Raw genomic sequence first — 24,678 nt, 5'->3', positions numbered from 1 at the left:
GAGGATACTCGAATGAAACTTGAAGAAATATTAAAGATGGTTGATCACACACTGCTTGCTCAGGGAAGCACATGGGATGAGATAAAAGAGATATGCGACGATGGTATGAAGTACCATACGGCTTCCGTATGCATTCCTCCATATTATGTGAAGAAAGCCCGTGAGTATATGGGCCCTGATATGCCTATAACAACAGTAATCGGATTCCCGAATGGAAATACAACAACTGCATCCAAGGTTTTTGAGACAAAGGATGCGCTTGCAAACGGAGCAACAGAGATCGACATTGTTATAAACATAGGGGAGCTGAAAGCTAAGAATTATAAGTTTGTTCTTGATGAGATCAATGAACTCAAAGAAGCCTGTGGCGACCATACCATGAAGGTTATCATTGAGTGCTGCCTTCTTACAGAAGAGGAGAAGATCAAGATGTGTGAGATTGTTACGCAGTCAAAGGCAGACTATATCAAGACTTCAACAGGTTTCTCAACAGGCGGTGCAACCTTTGAAGATATAGAACTCTTTGCAAAACACTGTGGTCCAAATATCAAGATCAAGGCATCAGGCGGTATTGCATCAATTGAAGATGCTGAGAAATTTATTGAACTTGGAGCACACAGACTTGGCACAAGCAGGCTGGTAAAGATTGCTAAAAGTATGTGATTTAGAAAAACTATAAAACACTGGAAATGGAATAATCAGTACATATGGACAGAAATAATATTTTGACTGAGTTTAAAAAATATACGGATCAATATAATCCGGAAGATGTGAAAGTAAAGCTGAAGATAGATCATACGTATCGCGTAGCTGATTTATGCGAAATAATCGCCAGAAGCCTTCTGCTTCCGGAGGAGGACTGCGAATTCGCGTGGCTGTCAGGAATACTTCATGATATAGGCCGTTTTGAGCAGCTTAGAAGGTATCATACATTTCAGGATCGAATATCAGTTAATCACGCGGAACTGTCTGCAGACCTGCTATTTAAGGACGAACAGCTGATAGACAGGTTTGATCCGGATAGAAAGATGGACAGAGAAATGATGGAAAAAGTCATCCGTTACCACAATGTATATATTCTTCCTGATGGTCAGACGGACAGGGAGCGGATGTTCTGTGAAATTTTGCGTGATGCAGATAAGATTGACATTATACGTGTTAATTGCGAGACACCGCGAACAGAGATTTACGATCTGCCGGAAAAAGCCTTTACGGATTCGTACATAACTGATGAAGTTTATGAAGACATTATGGGATCCGGAAATATAGACAGAACATACTCGAAAACCGGAATGGATTATATCCTTGGGCATATTTCTTTTGTATATGGACTTGTATTCCCTGAGAGTATCAGGCAGGTCAAAAGTCAGGGATATATATACAGACTGCTCGGATTTAAGAGCAATAATCCGGATACAGTTAAAAAGATGCAGTTTATAAGGGAAAAGATAATTAACTACTTGGAATGCGCTTAAACAATAGTTGTAAAGAGAAATAGAGAGGTGAAGAATAGGGAGATTACTTATGGCACATAAAAAGACAGTCAGAACAGCAGCACAGAAAAAGGCTCTGACCAACCGGTTGAAACGTCTGGAAGGGCAGATACGTGGCCTGGAAAAAATGATCGAGGATGACGTATATTGCAACGACATCCTTCAACAGTCCATGTCTGCAGCCTCAGCAATAGACGGCTTTAATCAGGAACTTCTTGGATATCACCTGAAAGGATGCGTTACGGACGGCATAAAAAATGACGATGAAGAAATCGTGGACGAATTATTGAAGACGATCCGTAAACTCATGAAATAAAAGAATTACATTCATGAGTAACTATTCCGCGATAATAAAATATGTAGGAGAAATATGCAGACATCTGAGAGTTTTCGATTAAGTGCATTATTATCCTTTTCAGGAGGATTACAGGATGCGTATACATATAATATGAGGGATAAAGTCTTTGCCAATGCACAGACCGGCAATGTTGTTTTAATGAGTCAGAACCTGATGCAGGGTAATTTTATGCAGGGGTTACACTATATGTGTCCGCTTTTTTCGTTTGCTGCTGGGATTTTTATAGCAGAGAGAATTGAAAACGAGTATAAATGTGCTGAAAAAATCCACTGGAGACAGATTATCATAATAATTGAAATGATTGCGCTTAGCATTGTCGGATTTCTCCCCATGGATATGAATATGATAGCAAATATGATTGTGTCATTTTCATGTGCCATGCAGGTGCAAACATTTAGAAAAGTACATGGATATGGATATGCAAGTACCATGTGCATTGGAAATCTGAGAAGTGGAACAGAGAGCCTTTCTAAATACCTTAGAGACAAAAACAAACAATCTTTGTACAAATCATTTCACTTCTTTGGAATCATTCTGATATTTGCTATAGGAGCAGGATTTGGCGGAGTAATATCCGGAATCATTGGGATAAAAACCATATGGATTTCGGTAGTCATACTGCTTATAGTTATCAATATGATGGTAAAAGAAGTAAGGTAAAATTGGCATACAATACGCGGTTTGCGGGAGGCGATGGTTCAGCAGGTGCTATTCTCCAACTCCGCTAAAAATGATGGTCTAAAGGAATTTAAGATGAAAAATGTACTCTTGAGTGCTGATGGTGATATAAAAGTTTATTCTGTTCCTGACATGGTAGAACAAACGCTGTGATGAATATGGAGGTACCACCGAGAACCGGACAAGATTTCCGCGGGAGATCATACAGGCAATCCGTAAGACGGCGGGTGAGGATTTTCCGATCTTCTATCGCATGAGTTCGGAAGAATATGTTCCTGGCGGACTTGAAATAGAAGAGGCGAAGCTGATTGCAAGGCTGATAGAGGATGCTGGTGCGGACTGTATCCATTGTTCACAGGGCGTATTTGCGACCGGACATATTATCATCCCGCCTGCGCCGGTTCCTGTCGGCGGCTTTGTCCATCACGCGGCCGAATTGAAAATGGTCGTGGATATTCCGGTTATCGCAGTCGGCAGAATCAATGACCCGATGCGTGCGGAAAACATCCTTGCATCCGGAAGCGCTGATCTTTGTACAATGGGAAGGGCTTCCCTTGCAGATCCCGAAATGCCGGAGAAAGCACGCAGGGGAGACTTTGCTTCGATCCTCCATTGCATCGGCTGTTAGGGAGTAGGAAAAAACTACTCTTGGAAGTGCCCGATGGATGAGCTTGAAATAGCAATGAATTTTGAGAAAATGACCAAGGATGAAGATCCGGAAGTCATTGTATCAATTATCAGAAGTATTGTTGAGAGAATTATTGTTACCCAGGAAGGCAAGGATAGTAATGTTCATCTGTTTCTGAAAGGAGCAGCTTTTAAAGAGGTTGTTAAGCGATGAAGATAAAGCAGATTTTTGATGGGGATTATGCCTGCGAAGAATTACAGCCAGGGCAGAAGCCCAAGGTATCAGTAACGTTTGTGGATGATGCCGGTAATGAGAAGTTTGTGTCAGTGGAAGATGACTGGCTTACGGAGAATGGATTAGATGTCGGCTCAGAGTGGCCAAAGGATATATGAATGCGTTAAGCGTTGGAGGAGCAGTATGAAAAGATTATGTGTTGCCATGGTAATGCTTATGACGATTGCTGCTGTAGGTTGTGGAAACAATAAAGTGGCAGATAGCGGAGCTGCTTCTAGCACGGTGAGTGAAACGGAAGTGGTTGAAGTTGATGTACTTGGTGTGCCTGCGGTTAAAGACGGTATTTTAAGACCGGGAGAAGACTGTGCAGAAGTTGTTTTTGATTGGAATCCAGTTGAGGGTGCTGATGGATACGAAGTCTCTGAGGAGAATAAGTATTATTCAGAAAAGGAATACAGAGAACCTGAAATTGTTGAGATTGCAGATAATTCTTATGTTACTAGTGCCCAAGATTATTTTGATTTCAGAATAAGAGTAAGGGCTTTTAAAGGTGAAGGAGCCGACAGAGTTTATGGCGAATGGAGCTCTTTTGCCATGGGAAGTGCTTATGAAAAGCAGACAGTTTCAGTGGGTGGACCCTATGGAGAGATGTCTGTATTTGTTCCGGAAGGATGGACTGCGGAGATTTCGGCGGTGGATGATGGGAAGCTCACTTATGGTCTATATGGATTGATACTAAAACCAAAATCTGCAGATGCAGGGCAGATAGAGCTCTTTTGCTCAGACAGTTTTGGCGTTTGCGGAACAGGACTTTCACAGGAAGAGACTACAATAGCGGGATACGCAGTGCATGTTGGCACGTATGATGATCATGAGCACTGGGATTTCATTACTTTTGGCGATGAGCGTCCGCAGATAGTGGCCCAGAGCATAGACTGCGATTCCTGGATAGGCCATATATGGGAAGAAGCAGATACCATTTTGGATACACTTAAGTTTGATACCAGCAAGACTGAAGGCGGAATAGGACAGTACATTTCAGATTCTGAAGTTGAGGCTATTGGGCTCATGATGAGTGTGAGTAATGTGACGACCTCAGGACTGACTGTTCATTTCAGGCAATACGAAGATAAGAATACCGGCGAGCTGATATATGGAGAAGACTACACACTTGAGAAACTTGAAGGTGAGAAGTGGGAAGCTGTTCCGATGATAATTGATAACGGAGTTTTTACTGATATCGGCTACAATATTCCAAAGAATGGGGAAGCTGAGATTGAAACTAACTGGGAATGGCTTTACGGAAATCTTGAACCTGGAACATATAAGATAACCAAGACAGTTTTGGATTCAGGAGCTAGCAGCGAAGGGGATAACTTAAATCGGTATACTATGAGCGCACAGTTTTTAATTGCCGGATGAGGGAGAATGAGATATGTTGAAATTCACTTGGACCAGAGAACCGAAGAGTTACAGCGTGACAGAGGATAAGATTACTGTGACGACATTGCCACATACAGATCTGTGGCAGAGGACGTACTATCATTTCAGGAATGATAATGCTCCTGTGTTTCAAATGGAGACAGAGGAGAAGTTCTTTTCCTTTGTGGTGAAAACAGATTTTGCTGACAGCCATCACCGCTTTGATCAGTGCGGAGTTGTGATGTACCTGGATAGTGAGAACTGGCTTAAGGGCTCAATTGAGTATGAGAACGAGGAGTTCCAGCACCTTGGATCAGTTGTTACCAACCACGGTTATTCTGACTGGGCAACTACTGAGATTCCTGCGTCAGTGAAGTCTATGTGGTATAGGCTGAGCCGCAGGGAAGATGATTACTGTATCGAGTGCTCAGATGATGGAAATAAGTGGATACAGATGAGAGTTTGCCATATGCATGAGGGTGCTGGCAAGGTGAGATTTGGAATATATGCATGTTCGCCGGAAGACAGCTCTTTTACCGCAGAGTTTACAAACATAGCCCTGACAGAGTGTGCGTGGAATGCACATGATGGACAGAAGCCGGATGAGGAATAAAATGAATAAATGTTAAGACCCCACCATGGGATGTGCTTTCAGTTCTATGAAGGCAAGGGCTACAGTGCTGATTTCACGGACCACATGGGACGGGTGATAAAAGAGCTTGAAGCGGACCCGGAGCAGAAGGTGGTGCTGAAGGCTGAAACAGATATTGTATGCGAGAACTGCCCGAACAATGAAGGTGGTGTATGCACTACTCAGGAGAAAGTACGGCGGTACGATGAGGACGTGCTGAGGGCCTGCGGACTTTCTGATGGAAGCGAGATTTCTTTTGCCAAATTCATAGGACTTGTCAGAGAGAAGATAATAGATGCGGGTATCCGCGGAGATATCTGCGGAGATTGCAGCTGGGATTATATTTGCAGGGAAAAGAAAAGCCGCTATGAAGATAGTGAGTAATTACGGTACGAAAAAAGGCTGATGCGAGGGTACCTGAAACGGTCAGCATCAGCCTATTCTTATGATATGTAAGGACATTCCAAAATCCTTACAAGAGGTGTTTCTATCATACTATAATTACATTGAAATTTATATTAAATACCGATTAAATTTGAACGGGGAGAGATTATGCAGGGGAAGTATCCAGTAATTACATTGTGCGGAAGCACCAGGTTTAAAGACCAGTTCATGGAGGCACAGAAGAAGCTTACTCTTGAAGGCAATATTGTCATCAGCGTGGGCTTATTTGGGCATTCCGGTGATCAGGAAGTCTGGGAGAACATGGACGAGGGCACTCTTACAAAGACAAAAGAGATGTTGGATGCAATGCATAAGGCTAAAATAGACATGGCTGACTCCATATATGTAATCAATGTCGGAGGCTATGTGGGCTCCAGTACTAAGAGTGAGATTGAATACGCGATAGCTCACGGTAAAGAGGTCAGATATTTGGAAAACCATAATTCATAAGCAATATAAGGACAACTTCAAGGAGTGACTATGTGTGGATCAGATCCTGATGCAGCGCTTTATTATCTCGGTCGTATGCTTGCATTCGTGTTCCTGCATGAACAGTTTACAGTAAAATCAATCTTAGGATGTATCTTGATTGGAGTCGGAACATTGCTGATGGTAGTATAATATTTCAGGATAATCCAAAAAACTACAAATCGGTTTTTCTGGTTAAAACAGGAGGCGCCTCATGAAATTAAATCGCATTCATCATATTGCGGTGATTTGTTCCGACAAAGACACTGCTCTGAACTTTTACCATAATAAGCTTGGCTTTCGAATTCTGCGAGAGAACTATAGACCGGAACGGGATGATTGGAAGATTGACCTTAAGCTCGATGACAGCGAAATTGAACTTTTTATTATGAAGGATCATCCACTCCGTCCTTCTCCCGAAGCTTACGGATTGCGTCATCTTGCTTTCCGTGTAGATAGTGTAGATGAGACCGTCGCAGAATTGGAGTCTATGGGCATCCCTTGTGAACCGATACGACGGGATGCTTTCACGGGTGAAAAAATGACGTTTTTCCGTGACCCGGACGGGCTTCCTTTGGAAATACATGAGTAAACTACTTGTGACAAATGAGATTGGTCTGGCTGAAGTGTTAGCAAGTTCTCCCGGAAAACAATGCAGAACGACAAATCGAGAATTTGTGGGGCTGATTTTATAATGAGAAGGAAATCGACAAATTGAGGAAGCTTCGCAGGAAGTTCTTCAGATATATTGCCTGAACAGGTTTCGAAGGAAAGTTAAGGACAGTTCTTCGAAGTTGAAAGGTTTTTCTAACAAGCTATATTGAGGCCCAAGTTAGCAGATAAAAATAACAGCATCGGATAGTCAAATGTCAGGGGCTGTTTTTTAATGCTATAATTCTATTAGCCAAAAATGAAAAAATATTGAAAATGGCTAATAGATATAAGGCTCCGAATTTAAATGTAAATTATTTCTTATGCGGTCAAGGATGTGCCCGAAATGAGGCGGCTGATGGAAAGCTGATTGAGGGAAAAGGAGTCTTTGCGGAACTCCTAGCTGAAAAAGGTATTAAGACTATGGATTTGAGTGAATTGTTGGAGGGATAATGCCACACGTTGAAATAAAGTGTTTTTCAGGAAGAACTGAAGAGCAGAAAAAAGAATGTGCTGAAAGAGTTGCGGAAGTAATAGCTGAGACACTTGGATGTAAGACCAAGAGTGTTTCTGTTGCAATTAAAGATATTCCGGAGGAAAACTGGAAAGAACAAGTATGGGATAAGAGCATTGTTCCGGATGATCAGTATTTATATAAAAGACCAGAATATACTTGTGACTAATAGGAGTATCAAAAGATGTTGCGGATATAATTAGAAAACATGTATCTGCAGTCTGTGAGGAGACATAAATGTTGATAAAAAGAATATATGAAAATGACGATAGAGCAGATCAGTTTATAAATGAAGCATTCACAGACTTTGCTAAAAAGAGTAATGTGGATTTGAATTTTGAAGAATACTGCTTTGCGGCAGAGAACGATGAAGGCGAGATTATTGGAGTAATAACAGGTAGAGCCTATTATAACGAAGTCCATATCGGGGATTTGATAATCGATGAGAAATATCGAAGACATAGGCTCGGATCAGAGCTTGTTAAGAAAGTTGAGGAGGAGTATTCAGGAAAGGGATATGAGAAAATCACCCTAACGACCTTTGGATTCCAGGCACCTGAGTTTTATAAGAAGCTCGGATACTCGTTGGAATTTGTCAGAGAAGACAAGGAGCCTAGACTGAGCAAGTATTTCTATTCAAAGGCAATCTGAGTAATGGAGCATTATGAAACGGTTATTTGAAATTGATCTTAAAGATTATAAAGAAACAGATGCAGTTTTTCGCAGACCTTCAGCCAGGGCGATAATTATAAAAAATGATAAACTTGCCCTAGTCTACAGCAAGAAAGAGAAATATTACAAGTTCCCTGGAGGAGGAATCCATGATGATGAAGACAAGAAAGAAGCGCTCATCAGAGAGGTTAGGGAAGAAGTAGGACTTGTTGTAATTCCTGAATCTATCAGGGAATATGGAAGTGTATTGCGAAGACAGAAGAGCACCGTAAAGGATGGTGAAATCTTTGAACAGGAGAATTATTACTACTTCTGCGATGTTGAGGATCGAGCTGTTGAACAGGATTTGGATGCTTATGAGGATGAAGCGGGGTTCGTGCTGAAAATAGTGGATATAGATGAGGCTATTGCGACTAATGCAGCGTATTCTAGTGAAGATTATTTCAATGAAATCATGATCAAAAGAGATAGAAGAATGCTTGAAATGGTAAAGCAGGAGTTGGGATGGAAATAAGGATTCCTTACGAAGGGAAAAAAAGATGCTGCTTGTTGATGATGTTGATAATAAGAAGTTTCTTAGAGATCTTTTGGAAGCAATGTATGATGAGCTTCCTGAGCCCAAGAAAAAGTATAGGCGATGTTTGGCCTGCGGAGTGAAAGAAGGAATAGTTACGATGAAAATCTTTGCATTTGGGCTGTGACTTTGGGATAGTGGGGAGTGATTCATATCTAACTGGATGGTTTTCATGATGGAGCAATTATCGTTTTTTGAGGAAAAACACGATGATCCACGGCCTCCGCTGGCACTTACCTGGAATTTGTGGCATGGATGCACCAGAGCAAGTACAGGGTGCCTACATTGTTATGTTTACCGGAGAGATGAGTCCATAGGAAAGGACCCTACAGTCCTTCATAAGACAGATAACTTTAATCTCCCAATACGAAAACTAAGGTCAGGACAGTATAAGGGCATGTATAAGGTTCCATGCGGGTCTCACATTTATACATGTTTTTCTTCAGATTTCTTTCATCCCGATGCAGATGGATGGAGAAAAGATGCCTGGGAAATGATGCATGAGCGTTCAGATTGTACATTCTTTATGATTACTAAAAGACCTGAGCGTATTGCAGATCATCTCCCCGCAGGATGGGGGAACGGATGGGAGCATGTTACGATAGCCGTTACCTGTGAGAATCAGGATATGCTGGATAAGAGACTTCCGGTTTATCTGGATCTTCCATTGTTCCATCATGCCGTGATGATAGAACCTATGCTGACTGAGGTGGATTTGAGTCAATATATCGAAAAATACAGGACTTCCGATGGGCGACCGCTCATCGAGGAGGTTTCCGTAGGTGGAGAGTCAGGAGCAAATGCAAGGGTCTGCGATTATAAATGGGTAGAGAAGGTATGGTTACAGTGTAAAGAGAACGGAATCTCATTTTATTATCACCAGACAGGAGCAAAACTGATTAAGGATGGGAAGCTTTATAACATCCCAAGAAAGCTACAGCATATCCAGGCGCATAAAGCTGGATTGGATTTATAACTTTTTATAATGGAAGTACATATAAAAAAGGAGAAATACCAAATGGAAAATACTATGTATCAGGTGTCGACACTTCAGGCGCTAATTCTTGGGTACAGCCGGACGGTGATAAATGTAGACGAACTAATTCAGCATGGTGATACCGGGCTGGGAACATTTGAGGATGTGGACGGTGAGATGATCGTCATGGATGGACACTGCTACAGGTCAGATCAGTTCGGGAATGTAACAGAGGTTGATCCTTCGACGGGAATTCCCTTTGCTGCTGTGGCTAGGCTCTATGGCAATCAGCAGTTTCAGCTTAATGACATGCCGAATTTTGCCTCAATTCAGACAGAACTGACAAGGAAGATCGAAGAGGTATTCGGGCTTAACAGTATGCATATTGTCAGGATTGACGGAGAGTTTGGGAAAATCGATGCCAGATCGGAGGGGCCTTACAGGTCGCACCATATCAGGCTGAAAGAGATTCTTCTCCGCACGCAGCAATCGTTTCTTTTTGAGAATATCCGGGGATCTCTGGTGGGTGTATATTTTCCAGATTATATGGATGGAATAAATATGCCGGGATGGCATCTTCATTTTCTTTCCGAGGACAGAACGAAAGGCGGGCATGTTTTTGATGCAAGTATAATCAAAGGAGCAGCCAGAGTAGATAAGATTACCAGTATCCACATAAATCTTCCAAAAGAAGCGTCTTTTGATACCTATTCTCTTAAAGAGGATCTGGAAAGCGAGATAAAGTCCGTCGAGTAAAGTAAAAACATCAGATATACAGGCAGAGTTTTAAAAGGAACTAACGACCTCGGCGAAGAGGTAGAGATATTGTGTGAATAGGTGGGGCTCAATTGCGAACTAGGTGGGCTCACAGCCCGAAATATTCAGATGACTTCAAATGAAAAAGATGTACATGGAAATTACGACTTTCGTGTACATCTTTTTTTGTAGCAATGCATTATTTATGTATTTTTTAGATTATCAAAAATCGGAATATAGTACAATTAGGGAGGATATTTAAAATCTGAATCGGGAACAAAAGTAAGGTGGGAAATGAAGAAAAGATGTAGATGAAGTATATGAAAGCAACAGGAGGGGATAAAAGGTATGAAATACAGTGTTGACACCTACAGACTTTATCAGAGCGAAAAGCGCTTTGCACATACTGTTCGCATCCATGTAAGAATGAAAGAGCCTGTGGATATTGATGTCCTTGAGCAGGCGGTAAATACTGCTATCAGGCGCTATCCTTACTTTGCTGTAAGAGTTTCTGTTGATGAGGACGGTGGATACGTTCTTGTACCGAATGATAAGAGAATAGTTGTTATGCCTACAGCAGAGAAAATGCCAAAGGTTGGTAGTGATGCAGTAAACAACCACCTTATTTTTGTGGATTGTTCGGGGAATGATATTTTTTTTAACATAAGTCATACAATGTGCGGTGGAAAGGGATTTCTTCCGTGGGTTATGACAAATGTGTATGAGTATGTCAAAGAAAAATATAACGTGGAACCATATGCACCGGAAGTCAGAAAACCGGATGACGATCTGCTCCCAGGGGAAACATCAGAACCCACGATGGATATGTTGACAACAGAAGCGCCAGTCTATAAGAGAAAGTTCCAGAAGGCGCCTGTTCTTGGTCTGGACTATCTTAACGGGCTTTTTAATCCATTTAAAAGAAACCCTAATTATACAGTTCTTACAGTTGATCAAAATGATCTTCTGAAAGTCATAAAGGCTAATGATTCCAGCGTGTTGTCCTTTTTCTTTATTATTTTTGCAAGGGCTTTGGACAGAGTGTTCCCTGAAAATGACAGAGTGATAGTAGCAGAAGCTGCGCATAATATGCGCGACAGCGTGGGACTTCACAATACACACTGCGACTTCTTGAGTCACGTGTATGTGGATTATGACAGGGATGACCTGAAGGGAGATCTGGAGAAATTAGGGACAAGAACCAGAGGGCAGATGATCCTCCAGACTGATCCGTCTGTCAGCCATGAGCAGGTAAGAAAGCTGTTTGAGCTGTATGAAGCGGTGGACAGGGAGCATGGGCTTAAAGCAAAAAGAAAGTATATGGCAGACAATAGCCTTGCTACAGGTAAAGATGCCCAGCATGGTAGTTTTATAGCAAACTACACAGGACAGATGGACTGGGGAGAACTTGCCGATTACGTTGAGTTTTATGTATTTATCATCGAGGGGCATTTTACAGTAGAAATAACAGCTATGGCAGACAAGATTTTTGTTGGCTTTATGCAGCTGATTAACACTGATAAATATATCAATCTACTGCGGGAAGAGTTGGACAGGGTTGGGGTTCCATGTACAGTAGAAGGACCATTTCCCAAACGGTTGCCAAAACATGAACTGCCTGCAAAATAATATTTTTTAATAGCAATTAGAAAGATTAATCTATGAAATAGAATGACAAGAGAGTAATAGACAGATTTATAGAACTTGCGTTGGTAGACGGAGAATCATTTAATGAACGGATGGTTGCTGACTATCTTGTGGCGGAGTTTCAAAAGCTGGGAATAAAGCTTTGCGAGGATGATACAGCCGGTAAGATTGGAGGTAACTGCGGAAATCTATATGGATTTGCGGAGGGGCGGGGAAAGTTTGCAGATTCTGAGCCTATTCTGTTCTGTGCACATATGGACACCGTAGCTCCGGGTAATAATAAAAAGATCATACTAAATGATGATGGAACCATCACAAGTGACCATACTACTGTCCTGGGGGCAGATGACAGGGGTGGGCTGATGATCACACTACGCTGAATATCGGAATAATTGAAGGCGGAAGTGTTACCAACGCTGTTCCGGAAAACTGTTTTATAAAAGGTGAGATAAGAAGCGGTGTCCATGAAGATGCACATCGGACAATAGACTTAGTAGAAAGCATTTTTTCAGAAGAAGCGAATAGAGCAGGTGCAGAGCTTTGCATAGATAAAAAAGAAAGAATCACCGTATACAGGAAAGATCCCGAAGCCCGGGCGGGAAATGCTTTGGATAGGTATAAAAGAGCTTTAGGGAAGCAGGGCAGGGAAACATTGGCGAAGAAGTCCTATGGCGGAAGTGATATAAATTCTCTGATAAAACACGGGATGGACGGTCTTAATATATACGGTCCTATGTATAACATACATACAACTGAGGAATATACAACTGTTCAGGAAATAGTCAGCTTCGCAGAACTGCTTAAGATTCTTATGGTTCTGGATTGGACAGAATGATTGGGATATAGTTATCTTTCTTCCTGCTCTTTCTTCACTGGTATTCGGAGCTGTACATAGAGAATATATGGAAGATCAAGTGGAGCAACTGAATTCAATCGGAGAAGGAAAAATGAGGGAAGGTATATAAAGCATCGGAGGAGATAAGACGAATGGATAACAAGAAAGTTATGGCTGTTCCAAGGATTTGTGCGTATCTTGTGATAGTAGTTTGTATTTTAGGGATTATAGTGGGCTCTATTTTTGATTACAGTATTAACGTAGCACTGGCGAACAAGACTGACATTGGAACCTTTTTTGCTACCTATGGCTCTTATTTTTCCTATTGCTTATATCCTGCAGCTGGGATGTGTATCTTTAAGGGGCTCATGAAAAAGGGCGACAGATTTAAAATGCTGGCTTGGACAATAATGCTGATCTCATACTTTATGGCTGTTTACTACAGCAATAATTACAACGGATCAAAGGTAAGAGAGCTGTTTGGATATACAGCGGGAGATGCATCACCGCTTTTATCAGTAGTAAGCTGGGGATTCTGGGTAGTACTGTATGCCTGGGTGCCATTTGTCTGCTATCGTGTATTTGATGATGTGAGTCCGGACAAGTTGATAATGACAGGTGCAGCTATTCTGGTAGCCGGGATTGTAGCCGATAATACAAACCTCTGGCTCAAGCAGGTAGCATCAAGACCAAGATATAAGTACCTGATAACCCTTGATGACCCTATGTCGGAGTTCAGGAACTGGTGGCAGATGATTCCTAATCTCGCCGGATCAAATGACAGTTATAAGAGCTGGCCCAGCGGAAATATGACAATAGCAAGCATGATGTTTTCGCTGCCAATGCTCTCGGATGTTCTTAAAAAACGTTCAGAGAAAAAGAATATTGTCTGTTTTGTGATTGCAGCATGCTTTGTTGTGCTTTACGGCTATAACAGAATTCATATGACAAACCATTTTCTTTCTGATGTATGCTTTGGAACACTGATCACTTACATTATTTACATGGTTGTGAGCACAGCGTTTTTACAGGCTGTGAATAGGGAAAAGTAAGGATTTTAGTTGAGGATAGGCCTGTTATTGTTGTAATGGCTGGTGATGGCAAAGTAAACAGCTCCAAGTTCAAATCTGTTTTCCATACTAAGCCCCACATGATCCCGAGGGACCAGGTGGAAGATATAACTGGATTTCAGCCGGGAGGAGTGTGCCCATTTGCAGTTCCTGCAGAGATTCCGATATGGCTTGATGTTTCTATGAAGCGATTTGAATATGTTCATCCGGCCGGAGGCAATGAGTTTACGTCTGTCAAGATAACTCCCGATGAGCTTGAAGAGATTACTGAGACTCAGGGCTGGTGTGATGTTTGCAAAGGATGGGAAGAGGAGGAATAAAAGATGGAATTTAAAGATGTAGTAAAGAACCGCTATTCATGTAAGAAGTACAGTGAGAGAAAGGTGGACAGAGCAAGACTGGGTGAGATCCTTGAAGCAGGTCGTCTTGCACCGACAGCCAAAAACCTTCAGGAGCAGCATATCTATGTTGTTGAGTCAGAAGAAAATTTGGCTAAGATCGATAAGGCAACGCCTTGTCGCTATGGCGCTCCCGCAGTACTTGTTGTACCGTAAGAAGTACCTGATGGAGAGCGTAGATAAAGAACTGCTGAAAAAGCAGATGTTAGAGGTTCTTTTTGAGAGGGACTATTCGATATTTAAGGAGGATTGATCATGAAAAGAGCTATATTAGTTGCGATGTCACTGGTGATTGCATTTGGTGTGACAGCCTGCGGCGCAAAAAAGACAGATGATGCAGAAATAATCGGTGGTGCAGATGAGCCCACAACTATTGAGCTTCCGTCAACAGTGGGTAAGGAAAGCGATGCTGATGCACATTTTATGGAGTATCTGAAGGGGAATGAAGCTGATGCAAACGGCGAGACCTTCTGGGCTGTGGGAGAGCCTGATATGGAATATGCTCTCTTTGACATGAATGGGGATGGCATAAATGAGCTGATTGTCCGCTCTTTTGGATATTGGATTTATGACATCATCGAGTATAAGGACAATAAGATCCAGTCAGCGAATGTGGAGAATCTTGGATCCTCCGGAGTTACTTTCATAAATGACAAGAATCAGTTTGTCAGTGGAGATACAGGTCATGAAGGCCGTAAGATGTATGTTGTATCAGAAATTGCTGATCAAGGAGAAGCTAAGGTTGTCATGGCGTTTGTAAACTACTACGATGATTGGGCTGAGTCCGGCGCACCAGAGTTTTATATGCAGGAGAATCCGCCACAGGACTACCTTGAGAATATAGAGAAGTTCGATGTCATTACAGAAGAGGAGTTCAATGCTCTTGTGGATGAATATTCAAAGGAAAATACATCTATTGAATGGATAAAGCTTGAATAATAGTAGTACTGAAACAGACTCAACCCATGATAGAGTCACGCATAAATGCTGCATTTGTGGCATATCAACCAATGGTTCGTGTTAAATCTTCCATAAGTAAAATTTGGTATTACATGCCAGGATATTTTCTGATATAATCACAACCTGTTGAATATAGTATAGAAGATGTAAAAGCTGGTAACATTGGAAACGTACACCCGCAGAGGGCGCTAACGAACAACACGCTTAAGTCTTCCTTGTTTTATGAAAGGAGAACCTTAACGTGTTACCACAGAATAAGTTTCAGGATGTTATTTTCACTATTTTCATGGCGTTTGTCATGGTCTATGCAATGATCTGCTACAATATAGCCCTTAATGTGGGAGGGATGCAGAACTTTGTTTTTTTAGCGGCATTTAAAGAAATGCTGATTATGTGGCCTATTGCCATAGCTTTAGAACTTTTATTTGTAGGAAAGCTTGCTCAGAAGCTTGCTTTTAGATTTGTGACCCCAGGTAAGGATTCAATGATCATGATGATTCTTGCTATATCAGCCATGTCTGTATGCCTTATGTGCCCGCTTATGAGCTTTGCAGCGACACTGCTCTTTAAGGATGCAGGAAAAGAACTTGTGGCAGTATGGATTCATACTACAGCCCTTAATTTCCCTATGGCTCTTTGCTGGCAGCTTTTCTTTGCAGGACCATTTGTTCGTAACGTGTTTGGCTTCTTTGTAAAGAAATTCTCAAAGGACTCTCATGCAGTTACCAAGCAGGCAGCATAAATAAACATTAACTTTTTGAATATAATCAGGTTTTCATCATATTGGATGGAACCTGATTTTTTTATTTTAAAAATATATTGACACGGTGTCAGAAAATGATTATGATTCATATTGACACGAAGTCAGAATAAAAAATCAGGAGACAGATATATGCCAAAAGGATCACCGGAAAGAACCGCAGCAAGAAAAGAAGAAATCATAAGTGCCTGCGAGAAGCTGTATCAGACCATGAGCTTTAAAGATATCACTCTTAAAGAGATCGGGAATGAAACATCCTTCTCAAGGCCGACAATATATAACTACTACCAGACAAAAGAGGAAATATTTTTGGCCCTTTTTGAGAGGGAGTACATTCGTTGGAATGAAGAATTACAATCTATTCTTCAGGAAAATGAGAAGCTTTCCAAGGAGCAGCTTGCAAACAAGCTTGCATCATCCATAGCCAACAGGCAGCAACTGCTAAAACTTCTCTCCATGAATAACTATGATATGGAGGAAAACAGCAGACCTGAACTTCTTACATCTTTTAAGGTAGCTTATGGCGAGTCTATGAAAAATGTATGCAGGATAATCACAAAGTTCTGTCCGGAGAAATCGGTGCAGGAGATTCAGGATTTTATATATGTATTCTTCCCTTTTATGTTTGGTATTTATCCTTATACCGCAGTAACGGATAAACAGAGGGAAGCCATGAAACAGGCAAATGTGGACTATGTATATCAGTCCATTTTTGAGATAACAAATAACTGCCTGCTGAAGCTTTTATAAAGCGAGGCAGACTAATAAAAACACTAATTGGCAAACGGAGGAATCAGATAATGAAATATACAAAACTTGGAAATTCAGAATTAAATGTATCCCGTATATGCATGGGTTGTATGGGATTTGGCGATGCGACGAGAGGACAGCACAGCTGGACAATTGACGAAGAGCATTCCAGAGAGATTATAAAGAGAGGTCTTGACCTTGGAGTTAATTTCTATGATACTGCAATCGCTTATCAGAGCGGAACAAGTGAGCAGTATGTAGGACGAGCACTTAGAGATTTTGCAAATCGCGAGGATGTGGTTGTAGCAACAAAATTTCTACCAAGGACACCCGAAGAAATTGAAAAAGGAGTTACCGGACAGCAGCATATAGAAAATATGATAAACACAAGCCTTCAAAATCTTGGAATGGACTATGTGGATCTGTATATCTATCACATGTGGGATTGGAATACAGATATATATGATATTTTAGATGGCTTAAATCGTATAGTGAGAGCAGGCAAGGCAAGGTATATCGGCATTTCAAACTGTTTTGCATGGCAGATCGCAAAGGCTAATGCTCTGGCAGAAAAAGAAGGTTTTGCAAAGTTTGTTTCGATCCAGGGACATTATAACCTGATCTTCCGTGAAGAAGAGCGGGAAATGGTGCCTTATTGTGAAGAGGAAAATATCGCGCTGACTCCTTACAGTGCATTGGCAAGCGGAAGGCTTTCCAGAAAGCCGGGCGAAGGTGATACAAAAAGAGCTGTTGAGGATGCATATGCGAAGTTTAAGTATGATGCTACAGCGGATAAGGATGCTGTGATCATAGGTCGTGTAGCAGAGCTTGCGGAAAAACATGGTGTGACCATGACGGAAGTATCCTTGGCATGGCTTCTTACCAAAGTGACATCACCGGTAGTTGGAGCGACCAAGCTTCATCACATAGAAGGCGCAGCAAAAGCTGTTGACCTGGAGCTTACTGATGAAGAACTTACTTATCTGGAAGAGCTATATGTGCCTCATCCGCTTGCAGGAGTCATGGCACAGAATAAAAGAACTGATGCATCAAAGAAACATGTTTGAACTACAGGTGCACAGAAAATATTAGGAGGCGAGAAATAAGATGGCAGAAAAAATCGTACAGACAGCAGGAAGAGAACAGCTTGGGGAGTTTGCGCCGATGTTTGCTCATCTGAATGACGACATATTATTTGGTGAAGTGTGGAATGAGGAAGCGATTGATGTTAAGACCAAATGCATTATTACAGTGGTTTCACTTATGGCATCAGGCATCACAGACTCATCGCTTTCATATCACCTTCAGAATGCGAAGGCTCACGGAGTCACAAAGGAAGAGATTGCAGCCATCATAACCCATGCCACCATGTATGTAGGATGGCCAAAGGGATGGGCGGTATTTCGTCTTGCAAAGGAAGTATGGAATGAAGAAGTACCTGAACTGACAGAAAAGGACAGGTAGTATTGACGCCCCAGAGCAATTATCGTATCATCAATTCAATCAAATATAACAGACGCCCATTGCTACCGAGTAGTGGGATTTACGTCATTCTTTTACCGTTAGGTCTTAGCAGGTAAGGGAATGGCGTTTTTTAGTTTTGGAGGTAGATTTATATGAGATGGATTTATTTGCTGATTGCAGGTGCGCTTGAGATTACATGGGCAGTAGCAATGAAAATGTCGAATGGGTTTTCAGTGCTGATGCCTTCGATTATTGCAGGAGTAGGCTATATTGCCAGCGCAGTTTTTCTGGCTATTGCATTGAAACAGCTTCCGCCGGGAACTGCATATGCTATGTGGACTGGCATGGGAATTGTGGGAACGACCTTACTTGGAGTATTTCTTTTCCATGAGAAATTGTCTGTTCCGCAGGTTATCTGTGTTATCCTGATTGTAGTTGGAATAGCGGGACTTAAAATTTTGGCGAAAGATTGAGGTGTTTACAATGTTTAGAAAAATGAGAAGATTTAAGCAGCAGATCTCTGAGGCTGAATGCATAGAGATATTAAAGAGTACTAAGAGAGGGGTTCTTTCTCTGATAGGAGATGATGGATATCCATATGGAATCCCGATTGATCATTGGTATTGCGAAGAGGATGGAAAAATCTATTTCCACGGAGCAAAGGAAGGGCATAAGATAGATGCAATCAAGGCCTGCGATAAGGCAAGCTACTGTGTTTATAATGAAGGCTACCGCAAGGAAGGCGATTGGGCTCTGAACATTACAAGCGTGATCACATTTGGAAGAATTCATTTGGTAGAAGATGAGGAGGTCGCTCTTCGGATCTGCTCTGAACTTACCAGGAAGTTTACCGATGATCATGCTTATCTGGAGCAGGAGATAAAGAATTCTTTCCGTAATGTTCAGTGCTTGGGGTTAATTCCTGAGCATATGACGGGTAAGCTGGTTAATGAATCATAGGAAGGAATATCGAAATTTTATGGCCATTTGGAGATTCAAGCAGTAAATAGCCTGGGACTATGTTCTGTTGAGTATAAGGAAAATGTAGAACCCAGAAAGCGGGAAATAATAGCGTTTTGTGAGGATATATAAGTGGTGATAAAAAGAGTATGAAACAGTTATTTGAAATTGATCTTAAGGATTATGGAATGATCAGAGAGGTTAAGCGGGAAGAAATCTCTTTATGTGCAAATATTATAAAAAAGAGTTTTAAGACTGTTGCTGATGAATATGGTTTTACAGAGGAAAATGCTCCGAGGTTTACTGCATTTGCAACTACCGATGAGAGACTATACTGGCACATGGATGGCGAGCATAGACCGATGTATGTGTTTGAGGTAGACGGTGTACTGTGCGGATATTACTCGTTACTCCTTCAGGATAACAATGAGTGCGAGTTGAACAATCTTGCTGTATTACCAGAGTACAGACATAAGGGAATAGGGAAAGAGCTATTGGAGCATTCTTTTAAAATCGCCCGAAGCAAAGGCTGTAGTCTGATGAATATCGGAATAGTAGAAGAGAATACGCGGCTTCGTAAGTGGTATGAGGATAACGGAGCTGTTCATGTGGGGACAAAGAAATATGATTTCTTTCCATTTACATGTGGTTATATGAAAAAAGAACTGTAGATTATAGAGGAGTGTGTATGGGGCATTGATTATTTGGCTTGTAATAATGGTTCCTGTAAGTGCACTACTTACAGGACTTGGAACTGCATTGGTTTCATATGCAGTATCTTTCGCTAAGGAAAGGGGATTGAAATATGGATTTATTTGAGGCGATAAATCAAAGAAAAACAATTCGTGACTTTGAAAACGAAGTAATCTCAAAAGAAATTCTTGAAAAAATTATCTCCGCAGGGCTAAAAGCACCGACGAATGATCATATGCGGGATTGGCAATTTGTAGTGGTAACAGATAAGGATGTTGCTGTCAGGCTTCTTGAGTGCATTCCTAAAGGAATATCGGATGCGGATATGGAGCAACTCATTAGGGATTGGAATTTGAATGATAAGCTTCAGCAGGAGTGTTATCGCAATGCTGTTCCAAAGCAATATAGAATGCTTTTTTACGCTTCGGCTATCATAATACCTTTATTGAAACAAAAGACGGATATTTTACATCCGGAAAACGTATCTCATCTAAATGGGTTTGCATCAATTTGGTGCTGTATTGAGAATATTTTTCTTGCGGCAACAGCTGAGGGACTTGGATGTAATCTTAGAATACCGCTCGGTGAGGAAAGTACACATGCAAGAGAAGTTTTGAAATATCCGGAGGATTATTTCATGCCGTGTTTTATAGGAATCGGAAGACCATTGAAGGGAATCAAACCAGTCAGACAGATAGAGATCAATCCTCAAGACAGGATTCACTGGAATGAATACTGATTCAGAGTATAGCACGATATCTCGGAAAGTGTCGGGAGATATTGAGGATTTTTTGATGTGAAAGGGTATAATACTGATGGTGGAGATTGCTGACCTAAATAAGATACTTGACATGAACATCGCTAAAGATATACTAGCGGAAATAGAAAAGAATCCCGAATTATTCTGTGAGATTACCAGACATGATGGGAATATTAAGCGACCTAAGAGAGCTGCGATTCAGAGAGAAATTAGAGATTATTCTACATTCGAATATGAAAAAAAGCATAAGCACCTGTGGAGTCTTTGGGGTAAGGTAAAGAATAATAAATGGGTCTGTGTTGAGGTTGGGAGCAGCAACGATATCAAAAGCGAGATAAGTGAAATAATAAGTTTAATGGTATCTGTACCTTATGAGGTCGGGAAAACAGGCGTGTTCCATGAAGATGTAAATATCTATAGTTTCTATACATATTCTGACAAAAACAGCTGCAAATATCGTAGATGTAATGAACTTTTTAAGGAGTTCATTTGGATTGAAATCAATGTTGAAAAGTATACTGAAGCATTGGATATTGGTGAATATAACTGTGTTGATTACGCTGAGGTCAAGTATGCTTTTGACAATAAGGCTTTGCTGTGGAATCCGGCTCCGGCCATGAACAAGAATAAAGAAAAAGAGATATTAAGGAATTTTGTTGATTAGAATCCATGAAAATTCAGATTATTCTTGAGGTGCAGGGAAAGGTGAATTTATGAGCAAAAAAGAAAAACCTTTGGGAATGAGAATTGGTGAGAATGTCTTTTGTATCGGATACCTTGTTTTTGCACTTGTTGCCGGTTGCACATTTATTCTCAGGGCACAGGCTACAGGAGATATATTTTATAGCATCTGTGCCGGAATGACACTGCTATTGGGTTGCGGTGATGCGTTCCATCTGGTACCGAGGATCATGATCAATTTTAAAGGGGCTACAACAATAGAATCAGAACAGCGGAAAAGAGATTTCTGGCTGGGACTGGGGAATCTGGTATCTTCCGTGACGATGACGGTGTTTTATCTGTTCTTTTTTGCTGCGTTATCTGTAAAACACGGTAATGGTGATATCAGTTCAGTTTCCGGAAACAGGATGATCTTATTGATGGTGCTCATAGTGCTGGCGGTAATTAGAATTGCCCTTTGTGCTTTTCCGCAGAACCGCTGGTTTTCGAAAGAAAAGGATACTAACTGGGGATTGTACAGAAATATTCCGTTCGTTGTCATGGGAGTGATAACGGTTGGATATCTTATCATGCTATTTCAGGAATGGTTACTGGCCGTTCTTGTGACTGTAAGCTTTGTATGCTACATGGTTGTTGTGCTTGGTGCAAACAGGAAACCGATGCTCGGAATGATGATGATCCCCAAAACAATATGTTACTTATGGATGATTTCGTTGTTTTTATGAAAAGCCGAAACGGGTAAATGTTTTTACCATGTGAAGTACGAAAAGTAAGAATGAAGTAGAGGAAGGGTAGCATGAACATACAGATATTTGGCACAAAAAAGTGCAATGATACAAAGAAGGCGGAGCGATTTTTTAAGGAACGCGGCATAAAATATCAGTTCGTTGACATGAAGGAAAAGGGCATGAGTAAGGGCGAACTGAGTGCTGTTGCAAGTGCTAATGGCGGCATAATGAATATGATTAACCCTGATGCCAAGGATAAAGATGCAGTTGCGCTAATTCAGTACATTGCTGATGAAGACAAGGCTGAAAAGCTTTTGGAAAATCAGCAGATAATCAAGACCCCGGTCGTTAGAAATGGAAAACAGTCCACTCTGGGATATCAACCTGAAGTTTGGAAGAAGTGGGAGTAACAGATAACCGGGAAAATGCAGATTGTGAAAACAGCAATGGGATTTTAACATAATGGGAGGAAGAAAAAATTGATAGAAACAAAAAAACTTAGATTAGTACCATTTAGTATGGATCATTTGGAGGCGTACTTTACCGGCTTTGACAGCGATATTACCAAGTATCAGTATCCGGAGCCCTTTGATTCAATTGAGGATGCAAAAGAATTTTTGCAGGGCTTTATTGACGAGATGAATAACAAAGAGATGCTGTGCATGTCAATTCTCGACATGGATGAGAATTATGTTGGAAGCGTTGAGGTACATGGTTTAAACGAAGATGTTCCGGAAATTGGGATTTGGATCATCAAAGATCAGCAGAGAAAAGGATATGCTTACGAAGCGCTGAGCGCTGTACTGGATTACACCTGCAAGGAATACAAGAAGAACAGATTTTTCTATGAAGCAGATGTGAGAAATACAGGCAGTCAGGAACTTCTTAGGAAGTTCAAGCACGAGGACAAAGGCGTAGACAAGTTCACCACCGAATCCGGAAAATATCTGGAACTGATGGGATCGATAGTAGAGATTTAAGTGCGTCTTGAATAAGCAAAGGGGGTAAATATGATCACTTATAAAAAACTCACAGATGCTGAACTGGATACTTTTATCGAAATGAGGATTACTCAGCTTACGGAGGAATACACAGTTTCCGGGAGAACTGTGCCGGAGGGTGTGGATTTAAAATCAGCGTTGGAAGACTTTTATCACAGGCATATGGCAGATGGAACCTTTGTTTCATGGCTTGCCATGGACGGAGATAAGATCATTGGAACAAGTGGTATGTCTTTTGTTGAGAAACCGCCATATTTTACCTGCCCATCAGGGAAACTTGGGCTATTGTCCAGCATGTATACCGATCCTGATTATCGAAGGAAAGGCATAGCAAAAGAACTGCTTAACAGAGTTGTTGAAGAAGCAAGAGCCTACGGTTGCGGGGCAGTTCATATCACGGCTTCAGATATGGGAGTGAAGTTATATACAGCTTTTGGATTTAAACATAACGGAAACTTCATGATGTACAACTTATGATAACGAAAGGAACAGAAATGGACTTTAAGCTAAAGAACTATGTCAAAGAAGGCCAGAAGTTCCCAATGTTTGGAGGATAAATATGGTTGAGTTATTATCGCATTCTTCTTCACTTCTGCTTCTTGGCGATATAGTGACTATATTTCTATATCATATGATGCATAGCTCTTTTTACAGGAAAAGAGCTTTCTTTGAGCGGAAAAAGATCCTGGTTTTTCTCATTTATTCTATTTGCTGCATTTTGTTCTATTATGCAAATCTACAGGGAATTGCACTGCTTAATATGAGCGCATCTATTATCTTGTATCTTGTCCCGCTATATATTTGCTACAAAGTAAACAATTATAGGGGAATCATTTACTTTTTGTTTTATCTTGCAATTCAGGGGTCGATTGAAATTGTTTCAAGTATTATATTTGACGGAATGACCGGTGCTGATACTAATAACATGAGCTATGAGTGGATGAATCCCGTCTCAAGCGGTGTTATGTTTCTGATATACCTTATACTTGCATGGATTATCTGCATTATAGGCAATAAAGACGGCAATCGAAAATTAGATAAAGCTGCATTTCCATATGTTGGGCTGCCGATATTTACAATTATGTTTTTTATGATTGATGGAAACCGCTTTTTAAAAAACAGTGAAGAATTCAATTTGTACCAGTATACAGAAATGATTGTTATTCTGGTCTTTGTAAATATTCTTGTTTTTGCATTTCTTGAAAAACATACCGAACTGATGAAGCAGGAATTTGAAGCGAGACAGAACGAATACAAACTGCAATCAGAAGCAGACATTATGGCAATTGCAACTAAAACCATGAAAGAACGTCTTGCAGCATCAGAGGACATAATGCAGCAGGATAGAGCAATGAGGCATGACAGAAGGCATTTTGAAGCTTTGCTCCTATCCCTTCTTTAGGATGGAAAAACAGAAGAAGCCCTGGAGTGCCTAAGCGACCGACTGAAACAGGAGCCCCATTCGATAAAAA

The 24,678-nt window shown here is 41.0% G+C and carries 36 protein-coding genes and 5 pseudogenes; all 41 read left to right on the top strand.

All coding sequences use genetic code 11. From position 1 onward, the window contains the following. Positions 1–12: 12 nt before the first annotated feature. Positions 13–663, top strand: a complete 651-nt coding sequence (gene deoC / locus G603_RS0110150) for a deoxyribose-phosphate aldolase (protein ID WP_022762004.1) — start codon at positions 13–15, stop codon at positions 661–663. A gap of 44 nt (positions 664–707) precedes the next feature. Next, positions 708–1,475 (top strand): HD domain-containing protein, encoded by a 768-nt coding sequence (locus G603_RS0110145; RefSeq protein WP_026670162.1) that lies wholly within the window; start codon positions 708–710, stop codon positions 1,473–1,475. Between the two features lie 49 nt (positions 1,476–1,524). After that, positions 1,525–1,809, top strand: a complete 285-nt coding sequence (locus tag G603_RS22360) for a metal-sensing transcriptional repressor (protein ID WP_022762007.1) — start codon at positions 1,525–1,527, stop codon at positions 1,807–1,809. A gap of 54 nt (positions 1,810–1,863) precedes the next feature. Then, positions 1,864–2,511, top strand: coding sequence for a YoaK family protein (locus G603_RS0110135; RefSeq protein ID WP_035792749.1), 648 nt, complete (start codon positions 1,864–1,866; stop codon positions 2,509–2,511). 169 nt (positions 2,512–2,680) lie between these two features. Then, positions 2,681–3,157 (top strand): annotated as a pseudogene (locus G603_RS0110125) (oxidoreductase); the annotation flags it as partial. Positions 3,158–3,190: 33 nt separating this feature from the next. After that, positions 3,191–3,370, top strand: a complete 180-nt coding sequence (locus G603_RS0110120) for a hypothetical protein (RefSeq protein ID WP_026670159.1) — start codon at positions 3,191–3,193, stop codon at positions 3,368–3,370. Next, on the top strand, positions 3,367–3,549 hold the full coding sequence (locus G603_RS0110115; protein ID WP_026670158.1) for a hypothetical protein: 183 nt from the start codon (positions 3,367–3,369) through the stop codon (positions 3,547–3,549). The genes G603_RS0110120 and G603_RS0110115 overlap by 4 nt, the downstream gene beginning before the upstream one ends. 25 nt (positions 3,550–3,574) lie before the next feature. After that, positions 3,575–4,813 carry an immunoglobulin-like domain-containing protein gene (locus tag G603_RS21510; RefSeq protein ID WP_051207705.1) on the top strand — a complete coding sequence of 413 codons (1,239 nt, stop codon included), beginning with the start codon at positions 3,575–3,577 and terminating at the stop codon, positions 4,811–4,813. A 13-nt stretch (positions 4,814–4,826) separates the two neighbouring features. Continuing rightward, complete coding sequence (locus tag G603_RS0110105) at positions 4,827–5,426, top strand: DUF1349 domain-containing protein (protein WP_026670157.1); 600 nt, start codon at positions 4,827–4,829, stop codon at positions 5,424–5,426. Positions 5,427–5,435: 9 nt separating this feature from the next. After that, positions 5,436–5,828 carry a DUF1284 domain-containing protein gene (locus tag G603_RS0110100; RefSeq protein ID WP_026670156.1) on the top strand — a complete coding sequence of 131 codons (393 nt, stop codon included), beginning with the start codon at positions 5,436–5,438 and terminating at the stop codon, positions 5,826–5,828. Positions 5,829–5,996: 168 nt separating this feature from the next. Continuing rightward, complete coding sequence (locus tag G603_RS0110095) at positions 5,997–6,338, top strand: hypothetical protein (protein ID WP_026670155.1); 342 nt, start codon at positions 5,997–5,999, stop codon at positions 6,336–6,338. Between the two features lie 75 nt (positions 6,339–6,413). Beyond that, positions 6,414–6,509, top strand: a pseudogene (locus G603_RS22355) (EamA family transporter); the annotation flags it as partial. 61 nt (positions 6,510–6,570) lie between these two features. After that, on the top strand, positions 6,571–6,948 hold the full coding sequence (gene gloA2, locus G603_RS0110085) for an SMU1112c/YaeR family gloxylase I-like metalloprotein (protein WP_022767537.1): 378 nt from the start codon (positions 6,571–6,573) through the stop codon (positions 6,946–6,948). Between the two features lie 511 nt (positions 6,949–7,459). Beyond that, a complete protein-coding gene (locus G603_RS0110075) occupies positions 7,460–7,690 on the top strand; it encodes a tautomerase family protein (protein WP_026670154.1) in 231 nt (76 codons plus the stop codon). 68 nt (positions 7,691–7,758) lie between these two features. Then, on the top strand, positions 7,759–8,172 hold the full coding sequence (locus tag G603_RS19925) for a GNAT family N-acetyltransferase (protein ID WP_051207703.1): 414 nt from the start codon (positions 7,759–7,761) through the stop codon (positions 8,170–8,172). A gap of 13 nt (positions 8,173–8,185) precedes the next feature. Then, a complete protein-coding gene (locus tag G603_RS0110065; RefSeq protein WP_026525438.1) occupies positions 8,186–8,707 on the top strand; it encodes an NUDIX domain-containing protein in 522 nt (173 codons plus the stop codon). A gap of 2 nt (positions 8,708–8,709) precedes the next feature. Continuing rightward, positions 8,710–8,831, top strand: a pseudogene (locus G603_RS21985) (TfoX/Sxy family protein); the annotation flags it as partial. 108 nt (positions 8,832–8,939) lie between these two features. Further along, positions 8,940–9,743 carry a DUF5131 family protein gene (locus G603_RS0110055; protein WP_242834865.1) on the top strand — a complete coding sequence of 268 codons (804 nt, stop codon included), beginning with the start codon at positions 8,940–8,942 and terminating at the stop codon, positions 9,741–9,743. A gap of 42 nt (positions 9,744–9,785) precedes the next feature. Then, the gene (locus tag G603_RS0110050) at positions 9,786–10,499 is read left to right on the top strand and encodes an acetolactate decarboxylase (protein WP_026670152.1); all 714 of its coding nucleotides are present in this window, start codon (positions 9,786–9,788) and stop codon (positions 10,497–10,499) included. Positions 10,500–10,847: 348 nt separating this feature from the next. After that, positions 10,848–12,128 carry a hypothetical protein gene (locus G603_RS0110045; RefSeq protein ID WP_026670151.1) on the top strand — a complete coding sequence of 427 codons (1,281 nt, stop codon included), beginning with the start codon at positions 10,848–10,850 and terminating at the stop codon, positions 12,126–12,128. An 80-nt stretch (positions 12,129–12,208) separates the two neighbouring features. After that, positions 12,209–12,526: a hypothetical protein gene (locus G603_RS0110040; protein WP_155832657.1), complete on the top strand. Its 318-nt coding sequence runs from the start codon at positions 12,209–12,211 to the stop codon at positions 12,524–12,526. After that, a pseudogene (locus G603_RS23300) lies at positions 12,523–12,609 on the top strand (peptidase dimerization domain-containing protein); the annotation flags it as partial. The gene G603_RS0110040 and the pseudogene G603_RS23300, both read left to right, overlap by 4 nt. Before the next feature lie 144 nt (positions 12,610–12,753). Further along, entirely contained in the window at positions 12,754–12,981 is a 228-nt protein-coding gene (locus tag G603_RS22825) for a hypothetical protein (protein ID WP_026670149.1), read from the top strand. Between the two features lie 152 nt (positions 12,982–13,133). Beyond that, a complete protein-coding gene (locus G603_RS0110030) occupies positions 13,134–14,033 on the top strand; it encodes a phosphatase PAP2 family protein (protein WP_026670148.1) in 900 nt (299 codons plus the stop codon). Positions 14,034–14,035: 2 nt separating this feature from the next. After that, entirely contained in the window at positions 14,036–14,371 is a 336-nt protein-coding gene (locus G603_RS19920) for a YbaK/EbsC family protein (protein ID WP_330367630.1), read from the top strand. Between the two features lie 3 nt (positions 14,372–14,374). Next, entirely contained in the window at positions 14,375–14,605 is a 231-nt protein-coding gene (locus G603_RS19915; protein ID WP_081669884.1) for a nitroreductase family protein, read from the top strand. Between the two features lie 99 nt (positions 14,606–14,704). Next, complete coding sequence (locus G603_RS0110010; protein ID WP_026496630.1) at positions 14,705–15,388, top strand: hypothetical protein; 684 nt, start codon at positions 14,705–14,707, stop codon at positions 15,386–15,388. 262 nt (positions 15,389–15,650) lie between these two features. Then, positions 15,651–16,151 carry a DUF2798 domain-containing protein gene (locus G603_RS0110005; RefSeq protein ID WP_026525402.1) on the top strand — a complete coding sequence of 167 codons (501 nt, stop codon included), beginning with the start codon at positions 15,651–15,653 and terminating at the stop codon, positions 16,149–16,151. Between the two features lie 150 nt (positions 16,152–16,301). Continuing rightward, positions 16,302–16,919, top strand: a complete 618-nt coding sequence (locus G603_RS0110000; RefSeq protein ID WP_022762071.1) for a TetR family transcriptional regulator — start codon at positions 16,302–16,304, stop codon at positions 16,917–16,919. A 50-nt stretch (positions 16,920–16,969) separates the two neighbouring features. After that, on the top strand, positions 16,970–17,986 hold the full coding sequence (locus G603_RS0109995; protein WP_026670147.1) for an aldo/keto reductase: 1,017 nt from the start codon (positions 16,970–16,972) through the stop codon (positions 17,984–17,986). Between the two features lie 40 nt (positions 17,987–18,026). Then, a pseudogene (locus G603_RS0109990) lies at positions 18,027–18,344 on the top strand (carboxymuconolactone decarboxylase family protein); the annotation flags it as partial. 191 nt (positions 18,345–18,535) lie between these two features. Then, a complete protein-coding gene (locus tag G603_RS0109985) occupies positions 18,536–18,856 on the top strand; it encodes a DMT family transporter (protein WP_026670145.1) in 321 nt (106 codons plus the stop codon). A 10-nt stretch (positions 18,857–18,866) separates the two neighbouring features. Further along, positions 18,867–19,343, top strand: a complete 477-nt coding sequence (locus G603_RS0109980; protein WP_026670144.1) for a pyridoxamine 5'-phosphate oxidase family protein — start codon at positions 18,867–18,869, stop codon at positions 19,341–19,343. Between the two features lie 149 nt (positions 19,344–19,492). Next, entirely contained in the window at positions 19,493–20,014 is a 522-nt protein-coding gene (locus G603_RS0109975; protein WP_242834864.1) for a GNAT family N-acetyltransferase, read from the top strand. 134 nt (positions 20,015–20,148) lie between these two features. After that, a complete protein-coding gene (locus tag G603_RS0109965; RefSeq protein ID WP_026670142.1) occupies positions 20,149–20,775 on the top strand; it encodes a nitroreductase family protein in 627 nt (208 codons plus the stop codon). A 76-nt stretch (positions 20,776–20,851) separates the two neighbouring features. Further along, positions 20,852–21,460, top strand: coding sequence for a hypothetical protein (locus tag G603_RS19910; RefSeq protein WP_051207701.1), 609 nt, complete (start codon positions 20,852–20,854; stop codon positions 21,458–21,460). A gap of 49 nt (positions 21,461–21,509) precedes the next feature. Further along, positions 21,510–22,202, top strand: a complete 693-nt coding sequence (locus G603_RS0109955; protein ID WP_026670141.1) for a hypothetical protein — start codon at positions 21,510–21,512, stop codon at positions 22,200–22,202. 71 nt (positions 22,203–22,273) lie between these two features. Beyond that, positions 22,274–22,615, top strand: coding sequence for an arsenate reductase family protein (locus G603_RS0109950; RefSeq protein ID WP_026670140.1), 342 nt, complete (start codon positions 22,274–22,276; stop codon positions 22,613–22,615). 69 nt (positions 22,616–22,684) lie between these two features. Then, on the top strand, positions 22,685–23,185 hold the full coding sequence (locus tag G603_RS19905; protein WP_051207699.1) for a GNAT family N-acetyltransferase: 501 nt from the start codon (positions 22,685–22,687) through the stop codon (positions 23,183–23,185). A gap of 30 nt (positions 23,186–23,215) precedes the next feature. Further along, positions 23,216–23,683, top strand: a complete 468-nt coding sequence (locus tag G603_RS0109940; RefSeq protein WP_026525334.1) for a GNAT family N-acetyltransferase — start codon at positions 23,216–23,218, stop codon at positions 23,681–23,683. Between the two features lie 82 nt (positions 23,684–23,765). Beyond that, complete coding sequence (locus G603_RS0109930; protein ID WP_026670139.1) at positions 23,766–24,608, top strand: hypothetical protein; 843 nt, start codon at positions 23,766–23,768, stop codon at positions 24,606–24,608. The last annotated feature ends 70 nt before the right edge of the window (positions 24,609–24,678 follow it).

Source organism: Butyrivibrio sp. AE3006 (genome assembly GCF_000424165.1).
Taxonomy (GTDB): domain Bacteria; phylum Bacillota; class Clostridia; order Lachnospirales; family Lachnospiraceae; genus Butyrivibrio.
The sequence above is the reverse complement of the archived record's forward strand: the minus strand, read 5'-3'. Positions and strand labels throughout refer to the sequence as shown.